The sequence below is a fragment of the Streptococcus sp. 3.1 genome (genome assembly GCF_016648915.1).
In the GTDB taxonomy this organism is placed as follows: domain Bacteria; phylum Bacillota; class Bacilli; order Lactobacillales; family Streptococcaceae; genus Streptococcus; species Streptococcus salivarius_E.
The window spans coordinates 63664-83267 of record NZ_JACLQV010000006.1; the positions used below are offsets into that span (position 1 = coordinate 63664).

Consider the following 19604-nt stretch of genomic DNA (forward strand, 5'->3'; position numbering starts at 1 on the left):
TTGGAATGTGATAAGTCCAACTCATCAGCCCTAATGCCTTATAAGACTAATTATCGTATAAGAGTGCGTTAGTGAAAAGGTAGGTAATATTATGGAATTCAAAGTGAAAGATGGTCAAATCATCTATTATCGTGATCTCGGTAAAGGCTTTCCAATTGTTTTTTTGCATGGCAATAATTTGTCAGGAAATTACTTTGGTAAGCAAGGAATTCTGTATCGAGACTATCGTTTAATTTTCATTGATAGTCGTAATCACGGCAGGTCCAGTCGTCAGAGTGTAAAGATGACCTTTGAACAGATGGCTGCCGATTTGGAGGAAATTTTGCAATATTTGAATATCAAGAAGGCCTTATTTGTCGGTCATAGTGACGGTGCTAATTTGGCTATGGTTTATGCTAGTCGTTATCCTGACCGGATTGCGGGACTCCTACTTAATGCAGGGAATATGACCTTTAATGGGTTGACGAGACGCTCAAGATTCGCGGTCTATATACAATATCTGTGCTTAAAGGCCTTGTCACCATTTTCATCTAAAATGGATATCATGGCTCAGGTAACGGGTCTTATGCTTCATGACTTGCCATTAGATAGGGAACGTCTACATCAGGCTGCCTATCCTGTTTGGGTAGTTATGGGGCAAAGGGATGTTATCAGTATTAGGCATTCTAGAGAGATTTCAGAGCTCTTTCCGATTCATAAGCTCTATGTCCAACGTCGTGAAGGGCATCGTCTAGCTCAACGTAAATATAAGGTCTTTAATCATATGATTCGTGAGCTTGTGAGAATTAGTCGAAAAGAGGTGGTGGCATGAAGCGTTTTTTAGAGAGACTTCAACCTTTAAAAGCAGCCGTTAAATCCATCTTCTTTATCTCGATTACGGTCCTTGTCGTCATAGAATTGGTTCGTCTAAAACGGACCATCACTTTAGAGTCACTGGAGTCAGCTCTGTCCGGTTTGTCTATTTGGCATCTTGTTTTGATGGCTGTCATCGGACTAGTCGCTGTCTCCCCCATGCTCTTTTATGACATTATACTGAATAAGGAGCTAGAAACGGATTATTCCAAATCCTATATCTTAGAAACAAGTTGGGCTGTCAATACCATTAATAACTTGGCTGGTTTTGCTGGTTTGGTCGATGTGGGACTACGATATTCCTTTTATTCTGAGGATGGGCAGGAAAAGACAGGTGTTAAGGCACTTTCTCGTTTATTACCTTATTTTATGTCGGGCCTATCCCTTTTAAGTGGTTTGGTATTCGCTGTCTTTTGGTTCTTCCCTCTCAGTCCAGACTTAAGAAAATATTGGTTACTCTTATTGGGTATTTTCCTTTATCTGCCTTTTATTTTCTTTGTTTCTAGTCGTGAAAAGTTAACCTATTTTGGTCAAGTACCGTTGAAAACGAGGCTAAGTCTTCTTTTAGCTTCGACAGCTGAATGGGGAACGGCCCTGGGGAGCTTTGTCAGTGTGGCTTATTTAATGGGCTTACATGTTCCCCTTTATAATCTGGTTCCACTTTATTTCCTAGCGGTTATTATTGGTATCTTCTCTATGATTCCGGGTGGGATTGGTAGTTTTGATTTGATTGTGATTACCGGTCTGACCTCTATGGGGGTTAGCAATGCTCTTGCGGTTAGTCTGCTCTTGCTCTTTCGTTTAACCTACTACGTTATTCCCTTCTTGCTTGGTGTTATCTTCTTTTTCAAACACATGGGAGGACGTATCAACGAGAAATACTTCAAACTTTCTTCACGAGTATTTGGTGGAAGTCTCCACCGTTTTCTCGTATATTTGCTACGTTTTTTAGGGATTTTCTTGATTTTGTCTGCCCTAATCCCTGAACGCTTGGCAAATGTTTACTTTATTAGCCGTTTTGATCCTATTCAGGAACAGTTGATTTGGCAATTCCCAAGTATCCTATTTGGTACCCTATTCATTTTCATGGCTCGTCTCATTAGACGTCGGGTTAAGGGTGCTTTTGTTGCCTCCTTGATAACCTTTGTCTTGGCCTTAATTTATGTCAATCTCAATGGTATTTCATGGGCCATGTCTTTCCTAATTTTACTCTCTTTGGTGCTTATGTTGATCATCAGAAAAAGGTTGTATCATCGTTACTTTGTTTATAGTTGGGAAGACAAAACCAAGGATTTTCTTTTCCTAGCCTTTACGATTCTGGTTCTTCTCGTTTTGGGTGGCAGTGGTTTTTGGTCTCATTTGTTGCCACCTAAGAACCGAGATGTTCTTGGACATTTTGTTCATATTTGGTTTGATATTTTACTGGCATCAGTTATCATTGCAACTATTGTTTGGGGAGTCTTGAGAATTTTGGCACCCCGCAGGCCTTTTGGTCAAAGCATGGATGATGAGCGCTTCACAGCTCTCCTTGAGAAATATGGAGGTGCATCAGAAAGTGCCCTGGCTTATTTACATGATAAACGCCTCTTTTGGTATCGTGTTGATGGACAAGACCAGGTTGTTTTCCAATTTGCACAAACCAGTAACAAGTGTGTGGTTATGGGAAATCCGATAGGTAATGAAAACTATTACCGAGCAGCTTGGGAATCTTTCTTGAAGACCTTATCGGATTGGAATTTACAAGCCTTGTTTTATGAGGCAGATGAGAGTATTACCCTGATGCTTCATGATTATGGCTTTGATTTTATGAAATTTGGGGAAAATGCCATGGTTGATTTGACGTCATTTTCTGTTGATGGTAAGCATGGTAAGAAGTTCCGTAAGCCAACCAATCGTGTTGAAAAAGCAGGTTTCCAGTTTAGGTTACTTGATCCTCCATTTTCAGAGACTCAGATGCAAGAAATGAAGGCTGTCTCAGATATTTGGCTTAACGGTCGTAAGGAGAAGGGCTTCTCTCTTGGTTTCTTTGATGTAGCCTATTTGCAGCAAGCACCGATTGCTATTGTTGAGAGTGAGGAGGGAGAAATTGTAGCCTTTGCCAACATCATGCCAACCAAAAACAAACGGGTGGCGACGATTGACCTTATGCGTTATGACTTTGAAAAGGCACCCGAAGGTATCATGGATTACCTCTTTGTGAAACTCTTCCAGTACTTCCAAGCAGAAGGAAAGCAGTATTTTGATATGGGAATGGCTCCACTCGCGAATGTGGGTACTGAAGAAGATAGTTTTTTGGAAGAGAAGGTTGCCAATTTGGTCTATGTCTTTGCGCAGCGTTTTTACTCTTTTAGTGGGCTCCAACGTTATAAGGAGAAGTTCTCTCCAATTTGGTCTCCCAAATACATTGTTTATCCTAAACGAACTTGGCTCTTGTTTGATATGATTGCCATTCTAAGGATTGATAATCGAAAAATTGAAGACAGATTGAAGAAAAGACGACTTTGGAAATAGATATGAAAAAATAGCGAAACCCTAAGGATTTCGCTATTTTGCTATGTCATAGAATTATTTTTCAAATTCTGCTTTTGATTTAGTATCTGCGTATTCTTCAGCGACTTCGCTTGAAAGAATATCATTGTAACTTGGCAATTTAATGTCTTGGCCATATTTGTTACGAAGGGCAGTAGTGACCAAACGGTAGGCCAGGTTGGCGTTACGAGAAAGAATTGGTCCATGGAAGTAGCTACCATAAACATTTTTATAGTGGACACCCTCAGAACCGTCTTCCTTGTTATTACCATTACCGTAGACCACTTTTCCAAGTGGTTTTTCATCATCAGAGAGGAAGGTACGCCCTTGGTGATTCTCAAAGCCATAGTAAGTTTCATCGAACTCTTCGTTATGGATCTTGATGTCACCAATATAACGATTATTTTCTTGATTGAGGGTGTAGTGGCCCATAACACCGATACCATCAATGCGGACACCATTAGCCTGGATGTAATATTGACCAAGAAGTTGGAAACCACCACAGATGGCAAGAACTACTTTGTTATCTTGGATGAATTGACCAATGGCCTCACGCTTAGTTGGGAGGTCTTTAGCAACAATAGATTGTTCATAGTCTTGACCACCTCCAAAGAAGACCATGTCGTAGTGGTCCTTGTCGAAGTCATCACCAACTGAAACGATGTCGAAGGTCATCTTAGCACCAAGTTTTTCACCCACGTATTTGATCATAAGGACATTTCCGTTGTCACCGTAGGTATTGAGTAGATTACCATAAAGGTGGGCAACATTTAGGTCATAGGTGTAGTCACGATTTTCTGGAGATTTGAGTGAAGTATAAGTCATTAGTTCATCTCCTTTCCGACAGCATGACGTTGAGCAAGAATATCACGGAATTCAAGCATAGCAGTATAGGTCGCTAAGATATAGGCATGATTGCAATCTTGTTTTTCAATCAAGGCCATAATATCTTCAAGTTTTTCTGCTTGCGTAATCTTTTCTTCTGGATAGCCGGTTACACGAAGACGGCGGGCAATTTCAGAATGGCGAACACCACCAGCGTTAATCTCAGGGATATCCATCTCGAGAATGCTTTCAAAGTTGGCATCCCAAATCCAGCTAGTATCAATACCATCAGCATAATTGGCGTTAAGAAGGACTGACAAGCTAAATGGATAATCTGCAAGTTTAATCATATCCAGAGCTTGGCTAGCTCCCACTGGATTCTTAATTAGTACGAGAGTACATGATTTGTCACCAATCTTAAAGGTTTCTTGGCGTCCAAAGACAGCACGACTCTTATCAAAACCAGCTTTGATTTGCTCTGGATCCACTCCGAAAAATTCAGCGACAGAAACGGCAGCAAGGGCATTGTAGATGTTATAAAGACCACCGACATTAATCTTGTAATCTTGTCCATCAATGACAAATTCAGAAGTAGTGTTAGTGATTTTAGTCAACTCTGTTAGCTTATAGTCTAATTCTGGACGGTGGAAGTCACAGTTGAGGCATACATAGTCACCCAGATTAGCATAAGTATTGAGGCGATACTGAAGAATGCTCTCACATTTAGGGCAGACAATTCCTTCGGTATTATAATGTGCCAGCTTTGGAGCGTGTTTTTCAGTGTCAAAACCATAGAAGCGTACAGGATTGACCACTTCTTTAGAATTAAAGAGAGGACTGTCTCCATTGGCCAAAATAGTGGCCTCAGGTGCCTTAGCAGCACCATCTAAAATCATCTGATAAGTGGTATAGATTTCACCATAGCGGTCCATTTGGTCACGGAAAATATTTGTGAAGACAAAAAGACTTGGAGTGATGTATTCAGTGATTTTTGGAAGGCTAGCCTCGTCAATTTCCAAGACAGCGATTTTCTTACCAGACTTGGCTTTTTTAGCTGTTAGGAAAGTAGAAGTGATTCCTGTGATCATGTTGGCCCCACTAGGGTTGGTCACAATCTCACCAAAAGCTTCTTTAAGAATTCCTACTGTTAAAGCTGTTGTCAGAGTCTTACCATTGGTTCCAGTGACAACGACAATCTCGTAATCCTTGGCTAAAGTGTCTAAAATATCTTTGTCAAATTTAAGGGCGATTTTTCCAGGCAGGGTTGAGCCACGTCCCAATTTTGAAAGGACGAAATGGCTAGCTTTACCCGCCAGAATTCCCATGGTAGTTTTCATAGTCATGAATTTATTTTATCACAAAAAGTAGTGATTGTAGTCTCAAAATAGTTAGAATTCGTGGTATAATAGAAACTGTTTAAAAATTAAAAGAAAGTGTGATATGTATGGGAATACTTTCGTCCATTGATATTGATTTTTGGCGGTCACTCTTTGATAGTCCGCTGAAAGTTATCGTCAATAGTTTGGACATATTGATTGTTGCTTTTTTAATTTATCGCTTTATTAGGGCCCTACGAGGGACAAAAATTATGACCCTTGTTCAAGGGGTTGTCTTATTTATTTTAGTCAAACTGATTTCTGATTTTATAGGCTTCACGACGATTTCTTATTTGATGAATCAGGTTATCAACTATGGAGCCATTGCGGCGGTTGTAATCTTTGCGCCAGAGCTTCGTTCTGCACTTGAAACCTTTGGACGGACACCTCAGCATTTTTTGCAAAATAAAGAGGTTAGCTCAGACGAGAAGTTGGTTCAAGCCTACGTTAAAGCTGTTAAGTACATGAGTCCTCGTAAGATTGGGGCGCTGGTTTCTATTGAACAGACTCAGACCTTACAAGAGCAGATTGCGACTGGGATTCCACTTGATGCGGTGGTGACTGGGGAACTTTTAATTAATATATTCATCCCAAATACACCGCTTCATGATGGGGCAGTTATCATTAGAGATAACAAGGTTGCGACGGCTTGTTCTTATCTGCCATTGACGGAATCTAATAAGATTTCCAAAGAGTTTGGGACTAGACATAGGGCTGCTATTGGTCTTTCAGAACAGACAGATGCACTGACCTTTGTTGTGTCTGAGGAAACTGGTGCGATTTCAATTGCTTACAAGGGAAATTTCATCCATGATCTCTCTGTTCAAGAATTTGAACAAGAGTTGAGTCTTATCTTGTTGAAAGAACAAGAACCACGTCAGTCATTCTTCCAACGTTGGATGGGAGGTAGCAAAAAATGAAGCGTTTCGTAAATTTCTTTAAAGACGATCGTTTATGGCAGATGCTAGTTGCTCTCTTCTTTGCTGTGGTACTCTTTTTCACGGCATGGTCGGGAAATACGCAAAATAAAAACAATAGCTCAAGTGCATCTAATACCTTTACACAAACCGTTGAATCGGTTCCTGTGGATATTAAATATGATAGTGATAAGTACTTTATCAGTGGTTATTCCTATGATGCCGAAGTCTATTTGACGGCGACAACACAGCTGGCTTTAACGACTGAGACAAGTAGTGATACGCGTCACTTTAAATTAGTTGCTGATTTGTCGAATCTGGGTCAAGGAACCAGTCGAGTACCTATTCAGGTTAAGGATCTTCCAGCTGGAATGTCTGCGCAAGTATCGCCATCAACCTTGACGGCGACTATTGGTAAAAAAGCCAGCAAGACCTTTGACGTCGTAGCTAATATCACATCAGATAAGTTAGCAAATGGCTATGAAGTTAAAAAAGTTAGCCTGGATGCAACCAAGGTAGAGGTAACTTCGAGTGAAGATATCATTAACCAGATTGATCATGTTCAAGCAGTATTGGAAGGCGATTCCAACCTGTCTGAAGATTATGATGGGAACTTGGTCCTTCAAGCAGTTTCGACAAATGGAACAGTACTAGCAAGTTCAATCTCACCAGCTAAGGTGCATGCCAAGATTAGTTTGCGAAAATTAAGCAAATCTGTTCCTGTTAAGGTCGAACTGACTGGAGATAAGGCTAGCAATGTGTCTAGTATCAGCTACAGCTTTAATCGTGGGCATGTGACTATTGTTGGTAGTCAAGAAGCTATGGATAAGATTGATAGCATCACAGTTCCTGTGGACATTAGCCAAGTGACTAAGGACACATCAAAAACAATAGACCTTAAGGCAGAAGGTGTTACGGTTCAGCCTGGCACTGTTAAGGTTAACTTAAAAGTCACGCAAAAATAGGGGAGTTACATTTTTCCTAAATTCATGTATAATGGATGGGATTGAGAGGGACTAATCTCATAAAAATGTAACCAATTAAAAATGTTTAAAATCAAGGGTTGAAAATATTGGCGAAATCTTATAAAGTTAGATTATCTAGATAGATTTCACTAGATTGACTCTTGCTAAACAGCATCACAGTTTAAGGAGGATTTAGTGCTTAAGCACTAATAATAAAATTATGGGTAAATATTTTGGAACAGACGGTGTTCGTGGAGAAGCAAACGTTGAACTTACGCCTGAATTGGCCTTTAAATTAGGTCGTTTTGGTGGTTATGTGCTTAGCCAACATGAGACTGGCCGTCCTAAAGTTTTTGTGGCACGTGATACACGTATCTCTGGCGAGATGTTGGAATCTGCCTTAGTAGCAGGTTTGCTCTCAGTGGGTATTGAAGTCTACAAACTTGGAGTGCTTGCGACACCTGGCGTCTCATACTTGGTCCGTACAGAAAATGCAAGCGCTGGTGTTATGATTTCAGCCAGCCATAATCCAGCTCTTGATAATGGTATTAAGTTCTTTGGTGGCGATGGTTTTAAATTGGATGATGCGCGTGAAGCGGAAATTGAAGCCCTTCTCGATGCTGCAGAAGATACGCTTCCACGCCCTTCAGCTGAGGGACTTGGAACACTTGTGGATTATCCAGAGGGTCTTCGTAAATACGAAAAATTCTTGGTGGCTACGGGTGTTGACCTCGGTGGCATGAAAGTTGCCTTGGATGCGGCTAATGGAGCAGCTGCGGTATCTGCACGTAACATATTCCTTGACTTGAACGCAGAAATCTCTGTTATTGGTGACCAGCCTGATGGCCTTAACATCAATGCTGGTGTTGGTTCGACACACCCAGAGCAGTTGCAAGCCTTGGTTAAAGAAACTGGCTCAGCTATTGGTCTTGCCTTTGATGGTGATAGTGACCGTCTCATTGCTGTTGATGAAAATGGCGATATTGTTGATGGTGATAAGGTGATGTATATCATTGGTAAACATTTGTCTCAAAAAGGCGAGTTGGCTAAAAATACTATTGTAACAACAGTTATGTCAAACCTTGGTTTCCACAAGGCACTTGACCGTGAAGGTATTAACAAGGCAGTGACTGCTGTTGGTGACCGTTATGTTGTCGAAGAAATGCGTAAAAACGGCTACAACCTTGGTGGTGAACAGTCTGGACACGTTATTATCATGGATTACAACACAACTGGTGATGGTCAGTTGACAGCAATCCAATTGACTAAAGTCATGGTTGAAACAGGTAAGAGCTTGTCTGAATTGGCTTCAGAAGTGACCATCTATCCACAAAAATTGGTTAATATCCGTGTGGAAAATAGCATGAAAGATAAGGCTATGGAAGTTCCTGCAATTGCCGCTATCATTGAAAAAATGGAAGCTGAGATGGCTGGAAATGGACGTATCTTGGTTCGTCCAAGTGGTACTGAACCTCTTCTTCGTGTTATGGCGGAAGCCCCAACAGATGATGAAGTGAATTACTATGTTGATACGATTGCTGATGTTGTTCGTGCAGAAATTGGATTGGACTAAGTATGATAGCTAAGCTCAGAGCCTTCATGGCTACCGAAGTTTTCAAGTACCTTTTCTTTGGTGTCTTGGCAACTTTGGTCTATATGGTCAGTCGTACTTTGATTTTCCAGTTTACCCAACAAGGAACACTTTCAGCAGTCTTAGCGAATGCGATTGCCATAATCTTTGCCTTTTTTACAAATGACATGTTTGTCTTTAATCAGGAAAAGACAGGTATGGTTACGCGCTTTGTTAAGTTCGTGGGTGCTCGCCTATTGACCTTGGTCTTGGATTTGGCTCTGGCCTATTTCTTGGTCGATACCTATCCAGAAATTATTGGTCAATTTGTTGGTCATAGTCATGCTTGGGTAAACGGTATCGAGAGCCTCTTCTCTCAGGTCCTTATCATTGTATTGAACTATATTATTTCTAAATTCTTCGTCTTTACAGGCGAGAAAGTATAAGCAAAAAGGAAGTTGTTAGGAAATGTGTTAAAAGCATTTCTTACCAACCTCCTTTTTTGATATAATTGAAGAGACTTAAAAAAATAGAAAGATGAAACATGTACGTACAATTATCTCAACGCCTTAAGGATGTAGCAACCTATGTTCCCAAAGGCGCAAAACTCTTGGATGTAGGCAGTGATCATGCCTATCTTCCGATTTATTTACTTGAAAAAGGTTTGATTACTTCAGCTATTGCTGGAGAAGTGGTAAAAGGGCCCTATGAATCCGCTCTTGCTAATGTCTCAGCTTCTGGTTTCCAAGATAAAATGGAGGTGCGCTTGGCTAATGGCTTGGCTGCCTTCGAACCTGCTGATGAGGTAACAACTATCACGATTTGTGGTATGGGAGGACGTCTTATTGCGGACATCCTTGATGCTGGAAAGGACAAACTTAAGGGCGTAGACCGCCTGATTTTACAACCAAATAATCGTGAAGATGATCTCCGTATCTGGTTGATGGAAAATGGTTTTGAGATTATTGCAGAGTCTATCATGACTGAAAATGGCAAATACTACGAAATCATGGTGGCAGAAGCTGGACACATGAGCCTTTCGGACAAGGAAGTGCGTTTTGGTCCTCATCTCATGAAAGACCAATCTCAGGTTTTCCAGCTCAAATGGCAACGCGAAATCAATAAATTAGAGATTGCTTTAGGATCCATTCCACTGGCCAATCAGGCTGATCGTACAGCTATTGAAGATAAAATTCAAACCATTAAGGAGGTTTTGAATCATGTTAGCTAGTGAACTTATTAAGACTTATGAAGAATTTTGTCCACAGGAGCTTTCTATGGAAGGTGATGTGGTTGGCTTGCAGATTGGTAGTCTGGACAAAGAGATTCAGAAGGTTATGGTTACCTTGGATGTTCGTGAGAATACGGTAGCCGAAGCCATTGAAAAAGGTGTGGACCTCATTATTGCTAAACATGCTCCAATTTTTCGTCCAGTTAAGGATTTGGTGTCTTCGCCTGACCGAGATATTTTACTTGACCTGGTTAAGCATGATATTGCAGTCTATGTGAGTCATACTAATATTGATGTCGTTAATGATGGGCTGAATGATTGGTTCTGTGACTTACTTGACATTAAAGACACCACTTATTTAACGCAGACTTCTGAAAATCATGGAATCGGTCGAGTAGGTGATATCGTGCCTCAGACTATTGAAGAACTTGCTCTTAAAGTCAAGTCTGTTTTTGCCTTAGATAGTGTTCGCTTGGTTCGTTATAATCATGACAATCCTCTAGTTAGCCGTGTGGCTATTTGTGGGGGTAGCGGTCAAGGATTTTACCAGGATGCTTTGAAAAAGGGCGCACAAGTCTTCATCACTGGTGATGTTTACTACCATACAGGACAGGAAATGATTACTAATGGTCTCTTGGCAATTGATCCCGGGCACCATATCGAAGCCCTTTTTATCTCAAAGATTGCTGAGAAACTTGAGGCTTGGAAACTTGAGCATGATTGGAATGTGACCATACTTGAAAGTCAGTCCTCAACCAATCCTTTTGACCATTTGTAGGAGGATGAGTCTGTGACTTGGCTTTTACATCAAAATGTAGTCTTTTTGGCCTTGCTTGCTGGTCTTTTTACTTGGGGCTGTACCATTGTTGGATCGGCCATTGTTTTCTTCTTCAAGAATATTAGCCGTAAATTGCTAGATATCATGATGGGCTTTGCGGCAGGTGTCATGATTGCGGCCTCTTTTTGGTCGCTTTTGGACCCCTCTTTAACTTATGCGACTCAAAATGGCTATGGGAAGTGGTCATGGTTCCCTGCGGCATCTGGTTTCTTGCTTGGCGGTGTTGCCCTTCGTTTGATTGATGCCGTCGTTCCCCATTTGCATTTGGGGAATGACATCTCTAAAGCAGAAGGTATTCAACCTCGTAAGAAAAAGTTGTCCAAGACAGCACTGCTCTTTTTGGCTATCACCATTCATAATTTTCCAGAGGGATTAGCAGTCGGTGTGACTTTCGGAGCCTTGGCTGGTGGCAATATGACATTCGCGGGTCTTATGGGAGCCATTGGTCTAGCTATAGGTATTGGTTTGCAGAATGTCCCTGAAGGTGCAGCCCTCTCAGTTCCTATTCGAGCAGATGGAAAATCTCGTATCAAGGCCTTTTATTGGGGATCTATGTCAGCCATCGTGGAGCCTATAGGGGCTGTTATGGGAGCTGCCCTTGTCATGTTGATGATGGCAATCATTCCTTATGCTTTGGCCTTTGTGGCTGGTGCCATGATTTTTGTGGTAACGGAGGAATTGATTCCTGAATCACAAACCAATGGTAATACTGACGTAGCAACCTTGGGCCTTATGGTTGGCTTTGTCGTCATGATGGTCATGGACGTGGCCTTGGGGTAAAAGAATAATAAAAAGCTGTGCCTATTGATATAGGACTCAGCTCTTTTCAAATAGATGGAGTAAAAAATGAAAATTGCAATCGTTGGTGCAGGTATCGTCGGTTCAACGGCTGCCTACTACTTATCAAAAGAAAAAGGCGTAGAAGTTACAGTATTTGACCATGGTCTTGGACAAGCAACCAAGGCAGCAGCAGGAATTATCAGCCCCTGGTTTTCCAAGCGTCGTAATAAGGCCTGGTATCGCATGGCCCGTTTGGGAGCCGATTTTTACCAAGATTTAGTTTCAGATCTTGAAAAGGATGGTTATGACACAAGCTTCTATGATCAGTCTGGTGTAGCCCTTCTCAAGAAAGACGATAGTAAATTGGATGCTTTGTACCAGCATGCAGAAACGAGACTAGAAGAATCACCCATTATTGGTGAACTCTCTATAAAAAATGCTGAGGATCTCCCTGAATTCACTGGATTTGACCATTATCTCTATGCTTCTGGAGGAGCCAGAGTGGAGGGGGCAGAGTTGACAGCTACCTTGATTGAGGCCTCTGGTTTTGAAAAGGTGGAGGGACCAGTTACACTCTCTCCTCTTGACAATGGCACTTACGAGATTAATGCTCAAACTTTTGATAAGGTCATTCTCGCTTGTGGTGCCTGGCTAGGTCAAACGCTTGAACCCCTTGGTTTTGAAGTAGATGTTCGCCCCCAAAAAGGTCAATTACGTGACTATTTCTTTGAGGGGTTAGATACTGGTAAGTTGCCTGTTTTGATGCCAGAGGGCGAACTAGATGTCATCCCCTTTGCTGGTGGAAAGATTTCGGTAGGAGCTAGCCACGAAAATGACCAAGGCTTTGATTTGACAGTTGATGAGACTGTACTTGCAAGTCTGGAGGAAGAGGCTAAGACCTATTTCCCTGGCTTAAGCACGGCTAATTCCTTCTCAGAACGTGTGGGAACGAGAGCCTACACGAGTGATTTCTCTCCTTTCTTTGGAGAAGTTCCAGAACTTGAGAGTGTCTTTGTTGCTTCTGGTTTAGGATCTTCAGGGCTCACGACAGGGCCACTGATTGGAAAAAATCTGGTTGATTTGGCCATGAATCGCCCTGGTAGCTTGGATAGTGCGGACTATCCAGTGGCTCAGTACATTAAGAAAAAAGACTAATAGTATTAAAGTTCTTCTAGATATTTAGACTCAAGAATCAGCTGGCTATTTCTCGCTATTGAGGGATGTTGGCTGATTCTTTTTTATTAGAGTTATTTACATCTATTTCTTATTTGATTAGAAAATGATAAAATAGTAACTGTTCATCGATTGTAGGTGAATACTAATAAAAAATGGGGAGGGACTATGTTCCAAAAAGTTAAAGTATATGTGACAGTCTTTGTTTCCTTGTTAGTCATAAGTTTAGGCTTGTCTGTCAAAGCAGGGGCAGCAGAAGACTTGGCTGTGACAAAGACAAGAATTGTCCTAGAGAGTTATGAGTTTGGTCCTGCTGTAACCAAAGTCATTTTTGAATTTAATCAGAAGGTCACACCAGAGGTTGTCCACAGCTCAACCCAGGTTACAACAACAGGAGTTAGTCGTCAGGTGACGAATTCTTATGTGTCCGACGATCAGGGGCATGTGGTCTATTATGATAACAGCAAGTACGTGACGCTTGAATTGAGCCTACCTTCTTATAATCGCTACAATATGGGTGGAAATGCTGAACCTATGTATTTTAACCTTTCTACTTGGACTAACCAATGGCTGGAAAGTTATATGGTATCGATGAAAGATTTGTCAGTAGTGGCAGAAGGTAGTAGTCAGTCGCAAATGGTGTCTTCTGAGCAAGATGCCATCAATAATCGTTTGATGCCAACAACGGAGGTTTTCGATGAGCGAGGGCAGGTAGGTAACATGCAGTATGCGGCTTATAGTGCCCAGACTGGTACAGGAAATAGCACCAAACCTTTGATAGTCTGGCTACACGGCATTGGTGAAAGAGGGACAGATATGAATATTCCCCTTCTTTCAAATGACGTCTATGCACTTACCCAGCCTGATATTCAAGGTCATTTCTTAACAACTGGTGATCAGGCGCGTGGGGTCAATGTGCTTGCTGTTCAAACGCAGACACCTTGGGGGTCGGATAATGCAGCACAACTCAAAGAGACCATTGATACATACCTAGCTAATCACCCAGAGGTAGATAAGGGACGAATTTATCTTGCAGGGGTTTCCAATGGTGGTGGTATGGTCTTGACCATGGGAGCAACCTATCCAGATTATTTTGCAGCTCTCATTCCAATTGCTGCTCCCTTAACTGTTGACCAATCTGGGATTGATAAACTGAAGAACCAGCCTATGTGGTTGATTCACACGAAAGCGGACACAACAGTTCAACCAGAAAATAGTGTCTTGCCTCTATACAAGAGTTTGATTACCTCTGGAGCTTCTAACAAATGGTTTTCATACTTTGAAACAGCTACCGGGACTGATCTTCCTGGTACAGAGTATGATGGGCATTGGGCTTGGATTTATTTCTTCCATGACCAGGTGATTGGCGTTCAGCATCCTGAAAATACGAAAAATTGGGATGGTTATAGTGGTATGGTAGCCACTGACCCAACCTATGGCGGTGGCTCTCGAGCTAGTGTCAATGGGCAAACCTATAACAGTATCTTTGACTGGATGAGTGCACAAAGGCACTGAAGAAGATGATGATTACGCTTTCTAAGGAAAGTGCTACAAGAGGTTATCTTCAATCTAAAAGGGTTTCAATCGAAATCCTTTTTTCATTGGATTAAGAAAATGGACACTTGTGATTTTCTTAATGAAAGCTTAAGAACATAGGGTTTACCGTGACAAGAGGGCTGAAAAATGCTAAAATATAGGTAATATATTAGAGAAAAAAGGAGCCTTCTTATGAAAGGTATTATTCTTGCAGGCGGTTCAGGGACGCGTTTGTATCCATTGACTCGTGCTGCATCAAAACAACTGATGCCGATTTACGATAAACCAATGATTTATTACCCACTATCAACACTTATGTTGGCTGGTATTAAGGAAATCCTCATCATCTCAACACCACAGGACCTTCCACGTTTTGAAGAGCTCCTTGGTGATGGTTCTGAGTTCGGTATTTCCCTTTCTTACGCAGTACAACCAAGTCCAGATGGATTGGCTCAAGCCTTTATCATTGGTGAAGACTTCATTGGTGATGATAGTGTTGCCCTTGTTCTTGGGGACAATATTTTCCATGGCAATGGTCTTTCTGCCATGCTTCAACGTGCCGAAGCTAAGGAAAAAGGAGCTACAGTCTTTGGTTATCAAGTTAAGGATCCAGAACGTTTTGGTGTTGTTGAATTTGACGACAATATGAATGCCATCTCAATCGAGGAAAAACCTGAGCATCCAAAATCAAACTTTGCTGTAACTGGTCTTTATTTCTATGACAATGATGTTGTGAAAATTGCCAAAAATATCAAACCAAGTCCTCGTGGCGAACTTGAAATCACGGATGTTAACAAGGCTTACTTAGAACGTGGTGACCTCTCTGTTGAACTTATGGGACGTGGCTTTGCTTGGTTGGATACAGGCACTCACGAAAGTCTCTTGCAAGCTGCTCAGTACATTGAAACAGTTCAGCGTTTGCAAAATGTTCAAGTGGCTAACCTTGAGGAAATTGCCTATCGCATGGGCTACATTACTAAAGAGCAGGTCCTCGAATTGGCACAACCACTTAAGAAGAATGAATACGGGCAATATTTGCTCCGTTTGATTGGAGAAGCATAATGACTGAACAATTTTTTGGTAAAGAATTAGCTGCACGTAAGATTGAAGCCATCCCAGGTTTACTTGAATTTGATATTCCAGTACATGGAGATAACCGTGGATGGTTCAAGGAAAACTTCCAAAAGGAAAAAATGTTGCCGCTTGGTTTTCCAGAATCATTCTTTGCAGAAGGAAAATTGCAAAACAATGTTTCTTTCTCACGAAAAAATGTTTTACGTGGTTTGCACGCTGAGCCTTGGGATAAATACATCTCAGTAGCAGATGAAGGAAAGGTTCTTGGAACATGGGTTGACCTTCGTGAAGGCGAAACGTTTGGAAATACTTACCAAACAGTCATTGATGCCTCAAAAGGAATCTTTGTTCCTCGTGGTGTTGCCAATGGTTTTCAAGTTTTGTCTGACAAAGTATCCTATAGCTACCTTGTGAACGACTACTGGGCACTTGAGCTTAAACCTAAATACGCCTTTGTCAATTACGCAGACCCAAGCCTTGATATCAAGTGGGAAAACTTGGAAGAAGCAGAAGTCTCAGAAGCAGATAAAAACCACCCATTACTCAAAGACGTTAAACCCCTAAAAGCAGAAGATTTGTAAGAATGAGTCTTGCATAGCAGTATCGCGACTGCAAGGAGCGTTATAAGATCGTTCCTGCCCTAGTGGGAACAAGATTCCCTAAGGGAATCTTGTAGGGAAATCCGGAGACTTAGGCTCCGGATTTAGCCATGAAACCAAAGGGTTGCTGGCGTCCCTCACTAGCTAAAGGAACGGTCAAGGAACTAAGAAATTTGGAGAAAAAATGACTGAATATAAAAATATCATCGTAACTGGTGGCGCAGGTTTCATCGGTTCAAACTTCGTACACTATGTCTACAACAATCATCCAGACGTGCATGTGACTGTCCTTGACAAGCTCACTTACGCTGGTAACCGTGCTAACATTGAAGAAATCCTTGGTGACCGTGTTGAATTGGTTGTTGGTGATATTGCTGACGCTGAATTGGTTGATAAATTGGCTGCTAAGGCTGATGCTATCGTTCACTACGCGGCTGAAAGTCACAATGATAATTCATTGAACGACCCATCACCATTTATCCACACAAACTTTATTGGTACATACACACTTTTGGAAGCTGCTCGTAAATATGATATTCGTTTCCACCACGTGTCAACAGACGAAGTGTATGGTGACCTTCCATTGCGTGAAGATCTCCCTGGACATGGTGAAGGTCCTGGTGAAAAATTCACAGCAGAAACCAAATACAACCCATCATCACCTTATTCATCAACTAAGGCTGCTTCAGACCTTATTGTTAAGGCATGGGTGCGTTCATTTGGTGTTAAGGCAACTATTTCAAACTGCTCAAACAACTATGGACCATACCAACACATCGAAAAATTCATCCCACGTCAAATCACCAATATCTTGTCAGGGATTAAACCAAAACTTTACGGTGAAGGTAAAAACGTCCGTGACTGGATTCACACTAATGACCACTCAACTGGTGTTTGGGCCATCCTTACTAAGGGCCGTATCGGTGAGACTTACTTGATTGGTGCTGATGGTGAAAAGAATAACAAGGAAGTGCTTGAACTCATCCTTGAAAAAATGGGTCAACCAAAAGATGCTTACGACCGTGTAACAGACCGTGCTGGTCACGATTTGCGTTACGCGATTGATTCAACAAAATTGCGTGAAGAACTTGGTTGGGAACCACAATTCACAAACTTCGAATCAGGTTTGGAAGAAACGATTAGGTGGTATACAGATCACCAAGATTGGTGGAAAGCTGAAAAAGAAGCTGTTGAAGCTAACTACGCTAAGACTCAAGAAGTGCTTAAATAATTGAAAAATCTATCACTTCCAAGCTAGTGATAGATTTTTCTGTTAAGAACTGTTAGGAGAGATGATGAATAGAAAAGAATGGATTGAATATTTTGAAGCGATTAATAATCGTAAGCCCACTATTCAGGAGTGTCAGCAGGCCCTTCTAAATGGTGAATTTGTTATGGAAGGAAAACAAGTTAATTTTTCCAACAATGGAAATTCCGTGACTGCAGGAACCATGCCTTTACCAAATCAAATAGTTAACCAACCTTATGCACAGCAAATGGTCTTTGTTAAGAAGAAAAAGTTTGGGAAGAAGACTTTTATTGGTCTTGGTATTGCTTTATTTCTTATTGTAGCAACAAGTCTTGGCCTCTTTTTGTTTTCTTCCAAAGGAACAAACTTGGGTGGTTTGTGGGTAACTAGTGATAATGCTGGTTTGGTTTATGAGTTAAGTGGGAAAAAGTCAAAACTTGTTGCAGGCCATAGGGAAGAAGAAATCAAAGAAATCTCTATTGGTCAGAAAGTAAGACAGAAGTTTGAAAAAAACTTAGAGGACGTCAGTGATTCAAAACTAAAAACGATTGCTGATTTTGACAAGAAATACCAATTACAGACAAAAGAGATCATCCTGGTAAAGACGGAAGTGTTTGGATACTATAATCTGATTCAGAAAGATGGGACAAACTTAGTTCTAGATTTATTCTTATCAGACCTCCACTACGGATCAAGAAGTACCAAAGATTTAAAAAAGACATGTCTTTTTCATAAGGCAGAGGTTCCAAAAGTTTTTGTTGGGCAATGGAAAAAATTTGATTCTGATGATGATTCAGAAGTAGAAGGGACTATCTCTGAAAATGGGGTTGTTACTACAGATTCTGATGGTAAAGATATCTTAATTGCTAAGCCTTTAAAAGAATATCTGGTGGATCAATCAGGCAGCGTAGATAATGGTAAGGTGCAAAAAGAGTTTGCTAAAATACAGAAGTCTCTTAAGTCACATGGTTATCATGCTAAGAGTGTTAATGACATCTACCACGATGCGAGCAAGTCATACTATTATGTCCTTGTAGATGGTGGTAAGCGCATTATTCTCTTAGAGGATAGCTTTAACCTTCTCTCTTATAAAGGTTATCTTGAAAGACAAGACAAATAGTAATTAGGATACCTCTAGCAGATAAGAAGTGCTTAGATCATATCCCAAAGTCTATCATTCCTATAGGGGGTGATAGGCTTTTTTTACTTATAAATACCACATTAACTTATAACAGCGATACAAATGATTACATAAATATTACAAAAATTACACAAAACACTTGATTTTTGTAACAAAATAGATATAATAGACATATAGAAAAGAGGTTTATGAAAATGAAAAGAAAAGTTATTCGTGTTTGCTCTCTTGTTTTGTTGTCTGTAGCTGTTTCTACAACCCTTGTTGGATGTGGCTCTAAGTCAGAAAAAGACACTGCATCATCATCTACAATGTCAACTTCTAAAGTTGTGAAGTCATCAACAAAAACAAAAGCATCTGAGAAGAAATCTGCTAAAAAGTCTAAGACAGAGGATTCATCTTCAAAGGATTCTCAAGGTCAAGAAGAAGCGAGTGCTCCTGAAGCTAGCTCTTCAAAAAATCAAGCCACAGCAGGAACTGATGGTCAAGCAGGAACAAGTGGTAGTGCTGCTTCTGAGTCAAACAAGTCTAGTCAAGCAACAACTGATACTCAAAGTGATGCTCCTGTTCCAGCAGCATTAGTGGGAACTTGGACTGGTACGAGTCCTCAAGCAACAGACATTAGTTTTACAGTTGATGCTGATGGGAACATCACTTCAAAAGCTAATTTCAATGTCGATTACGAACCCTATCGTCAAAGCTCAACAACTGCAAAAGCTGTTCAAATTTCCGGTAATCTCTACGTTTGGGAAGGTGGCGATTTTTCAACCTTGCTTCCTGGTATTACTGGACTAGGGGGAGCTGGTTTCCAAGCTAAGCCTGGTTTTATTCTTGAAAATGGAACCTACACGCCAGTTCAATTCATTTCAGACTTGGGCCCAACCTTTGATTATAGCAACTACAATGCTTTCCCATTCTCATTAACAAAATAATAGGAAGAGGCTATCTGAAG

18 protein-coding genes are annotated in these 19604 nt (G+C 41.0%); 16 read left to right on the forward strand and 2 right to left on the reverse strand.

Annotated features, from left to right (window positions below; genetic code table 11):
* Positions 1 to 91 precede the first annotated feature (91 nt).
* Together H7U02_RS05145 and mprF are read left to right on the forward strand one after the other, a co-directional pair.
* Positions 92 to 811 carry an alpha/beta fold hydrolase gene (locus H7U02_RS05145; protein WP_037600967.1) on the forward strand — a complete coding sequence of 240 codons (720 nt, stop codon included), beginning with the start codon at positions 92 to 94 and terminating at the stop codon, positions 809 to 811.
* The gene (gene mprF / locus H7U02_RS05150; RefSeq protein ID WP_037600970.1) at positions 808 to 3363 is read left to right on the forward strand and encodes a bifunctional lysylphosphatidylglycerol flippase/synthetase MprF; all 2556 of its coding nucleotides are present in this window, start codon (positions 808 to 810) and stop codon (positions 3361 to 3363) included. Before H7U02_RS05145 ends, mprF begins: the two co-directional genes overlap by 4 nt.
* Before the next feature lie 54 nt (positions 3364 to 3417).
* On the opposite strand, the gene gatD is transcribed toward mprF, so the two are convergent.
* Positions 3418 to 4206, reverse strand: coding sequence for a lipid II isoglutaminyl synthase subunit GatD (gene gatD, locus H7U02_RS05155; RefSeq protein ID WP_048674479.1), 789 nt, complete (start codon positions 4204 to 4206; stop codon positions 3418 to 3420).
* Positions 4206 to 5549 (reverse strand): lipid II isoglutaminyl synthase subunit MurT, encoded by a 1344-nt coding sequence (murT, locus tag H7U02_RS05160; RefSeq protein WP_110980968.1) that lies wholly within the window; start codon positions 5547 to 5549, stop codon positions 4206 to 4208. The genes gatD and murT overlap by 1 nt, the downstream gene beginning before the upstream one ends.
* A gap of 101 nt (positions 5550 to 5650) precedes the next feature.
* On the opposite strand from murT, the gene cdaA reads away from it, so the two are divergent.
* The 14 genes from cdaA (at position 5651) to H7U02_RS05230 (ending at position 19584) form a co-directional block, all read left to right on the forward strand.
* Positions 5651 to 6502: a diadenylate cyclase CdaA gene (gene cdaA, locus H7U02_RS05165; RefSeq protein ID WP_037600527.1), complete on the forward strand. Its 852-nt coding sequence runs from the start codon at positions 5651 to 5653 to the stop codon at positions 6500 to 6502.
* On the forward strand, positions 6499 to 7464 hold the full coding sequence (locus H7U02_RS05170; RefSeq protein WP_037600530.1) for a YbbR-like domain-containing protein: 966 nt from the start codon (positions 6499 to 6501) through the stop codon (positions 7462 to 7464). Before cdaA ends, H7U02_RS05170 begins: the two co-directional genes overlap by 4 nt.
* Positions 7465 to 7684: 220 nt before the next feature.
* A complete protein-coding gene (glmM, locus tag H7U02_RS05175; RefSeq protein ID WP_048790754.1) occupies positions 7685 to 9037 on the forward strand; it encodes a phosphoglucosamine mutase in 1353 nt (450 codons plus the stop codon).
* 2 nt (positions 9038 to 9039) lie between these two features.
* On the forward strand, positions 9040 to 9480 hold the full coding sequence (locus H7U02_RS05180) for a GtrA family protein (RefSeq protein WP_013990768.1): 441 nt from the start codon (positions 9040 to 9042) through the stop codon (positions 9478 to 9480).
* 98 nt (positions 9481 to 9578) lie between these two features.
* The gene (locus tag H7U02_RS05185; protein WP_110980967.1) at positions 9579 to 10265 is read left to right on the forward strand and encodes a tRNA (adenine(22)-N(1))-methyltransferase; all 687 of its coding nucleotides are present in this window, start codon (positions 9579 to 9581) and stop codon (positions 10263 to 10265) included.
* Positions 10255 to 11043, forward strand: coding sequence for a Nif3-like dinuclear metal center hexameric protein (locus tag H7U02_RS05190; protein ID WP_110980966.1), 789 nt, complete (start codon positions 10255 to 10257; stop codon positions 11041 to 11043). The genes H7U02_RS05185 and H7U02_RS05190 overlap by 11 nt, the downstream gene beginning before the upstream one ends.
* Positions 11044 to 11055: 12 nt before the next feature.
* Complete coding sequence (locus H7U02_RS05195; protein ID WP_110980965.1) at positions 11056 to 11883, forward strand: ZIP family metal transporter; 828 nt, start codon at positions 11056 to 11058, stop codon at positions 11881 to 11883.
* Between the two features lie 66 nt (positions 11884 to 11949).
* A complete protein-coding gene (locus H7U02_RS05200; RefSeq protein ID WP_110980964.1) occupies positions 11950 to 13038 on the forward strand; it encodes an NAD(P)/FAD-dependent oxidoreductase in 1089 nt (362 codons plus the stop codon).
* Positions 13039 to 13224: 186 nt separating this feature from the next.
* Positions 13225 to 14571 (forward strand): acyl-CoA thioester hydrolase/BAAT C-terminal domain-containing protein, encoded by a 1347-nt coding sequence (locus H7U02_RS05205; protein ID WP_110980963.1) that lies wholly within the window; start codon positions 13225 to 13227, stop codon positions 14569 to 14571.
* Between the two features lie 213 nt (positions 14572 to 14784).
* Positions 14785 to 15654, forward strand: coding sequence for a glucose-1-phosphate thymidylyltransferase RfbA (gene rfbA / locus H7U02_RS05210; protein WP_110980962.1), 870 nt, complete (start codon positions 14785 to 14787; stop codon positions 15652 to 15654).
* Positions 15654 to 16247 carry a dTDP-4-dehydrorhamnose 3,5-epimerase family protein gene (locus H7U02_RS05215; RefSeq protein WP_037600997.1) on the forward strand — a complete coding sequence of 198 codons (594 nt, stop codon included), beginning with the start codon at positions 15654 to 15656 and terminating at the stop codon, positions 16245 to 16247. The genes rfbA and H7U02_RS05215 overlap by 1 nt, the downstream gene beginning before the upstream one ends.
* Positions 16248 to 16449: 202 nt before the next feature.
* Entirely contained in the window at positions 16450 to 17496 is a 1047-nt protein-coding gene (gene rfbB, locus H7U02_RS05220) for a dTDP-glucose 4,6-dehydratase (RefSeq protein WP_037601000.1), read from the forward strand.
* Positions 17497 to 17560: 64 nt separating this feature from the next.
* Positions 17561 to 18634: a hypothetical protein gene (locus tag H7U02_RS05225; RefSeq protein WP_201042907.1), complete on the forward strand. Its 1074-nt coding sequence runs from the start codon at positions 17561 to 17563 to the stop codon at positions 18632 to 18634.
* Positions 18635 to 18843: 209 nt separating this feature from the next.
* Positions 18844 to 19584, forward strand: a complete 741-nt coding sequence (locus H7U02_RS05230) for a hypothetical protein (protein ID WP_110980960.1) — start codon at positions 18844 to 18846, stop codon at positions 19582 to 19584.
* Positions 19585 to 19604 lie beyond the last annotated feature (20 nt).

Bases quoted from the DNA above. Each gene is read 5' to 3' on its own strand.
- H7U02_RS05145 (WP_037600967.1), top strand. From the start codon at position 92: ATGGAATTCAAAGTGAAAGATGGTCAAATCATCTATTATCGTGATCTC.
- mprF (WP_037600970.1), top strand. From the start codon at position 808: ATGAAGCGTTTTTTAGAGAGACTTCAACCTTTAAAAGCAGCCGTTAAA.
- gatD (WP_048674479.1), bottom strand. From the start codon at position 4,206: ATGACTTATACTTCACTCAAATCTCCAGAAAATCGTGACTACACCTAT.
- murT (WP_110980968.1), bottom strand. From the start codon at position 5,549: ATGACTATGAAAACTACCATGGGAATTCTGGCGGGTAAAGCTAGCCAT.
- cdaA (WP_037600527.1), top strand. From the start codon at position 5,651: ATGGGAATACTTTCGTCCATTGATATTGATTTTTGGCGGTCACTCTTT.
- H7U02_RS05170 (WP_037600530.1), top strand. From the start codon at position 6,499: ATGAAGCGTTTCGTAAATTTCTTTAAAGACGATCGTTTATGGCAGATG.
- glmM (WP_048790754.1), top strand. From the start codon at position 7,685: ATGGGTAAATATTTTGGAACAGACGGTGTTCGTGGAGAAGCAAACGTT.
- H7U02_RS05180 (WP_013990768.1), top strand. From the start codon at position 9,040: ATGATAGCTAAGCTCAGAGCCTTCATGGCTACCGAAGTTTTCAAGTAC.
- H7U02_RS05185 (WP_110980967.1), top strand. From the start codon at position 9,579: ATGTACGTACAATTATCTCAACGCCTTAAGGATGTAGCAACCTATGTT.
- H7U02_RS05190 (WP_110980966.1), top strand. From the start codon at position 10,255: ATGTTAGCTAGTGAACTTATTAAGACTTATGAAGAATTTTGTCCACAG.
- H7U02_RS05200 (WP_110980964.1), top strand. From the start codon at position 11,950: ATGAAAATTGCAATCGTTGGTGCAGGTATCGTCGGTTCAACGGCTGCC.
- H7U02_RS05205 (WP_110980963.1), top strand. From the start codon at position 13,225: ATGTTCCAAAAAGTTAAAGTATATGTGACAGTCTTTGTTTCCTTGTTA.
- rfbA (WP_110980962.1), top strand. From the start codon at position 14,785: ATGAAAGGTATTATTCTTGCAGGCGGTTCAGGGACGCGTTTGTATCCA.
- H7U02_RS05215 (WP_037600997.1), top strand. From the start codon at position 15,654: ATGACTGAACAATTTTTTGGTAAAGAATTAGCTGCACGTAAGATTGAA.
- rfbB (WP_037601000.1), top strand. From the start codon at position 16,450: ATGACTGAATATAAAAATATCATCGTAACTGGTGGCGCAGGTTTCATC.
- H7U02_RS05225 (WP_201042907.1), top strand. From the start codon at position 17,561: ATGAATAGAAAAGAATGGATTGAATATTTTGAAGCGATTAATAATCGT.
- H7U02_RS05230 (WP_110980960.1), top strand. From the start codon at position 18,844: ATGAAAATGAAAAGAAAAGTTATTCGTGTTTGCTCTCTTGTTTTGTTG.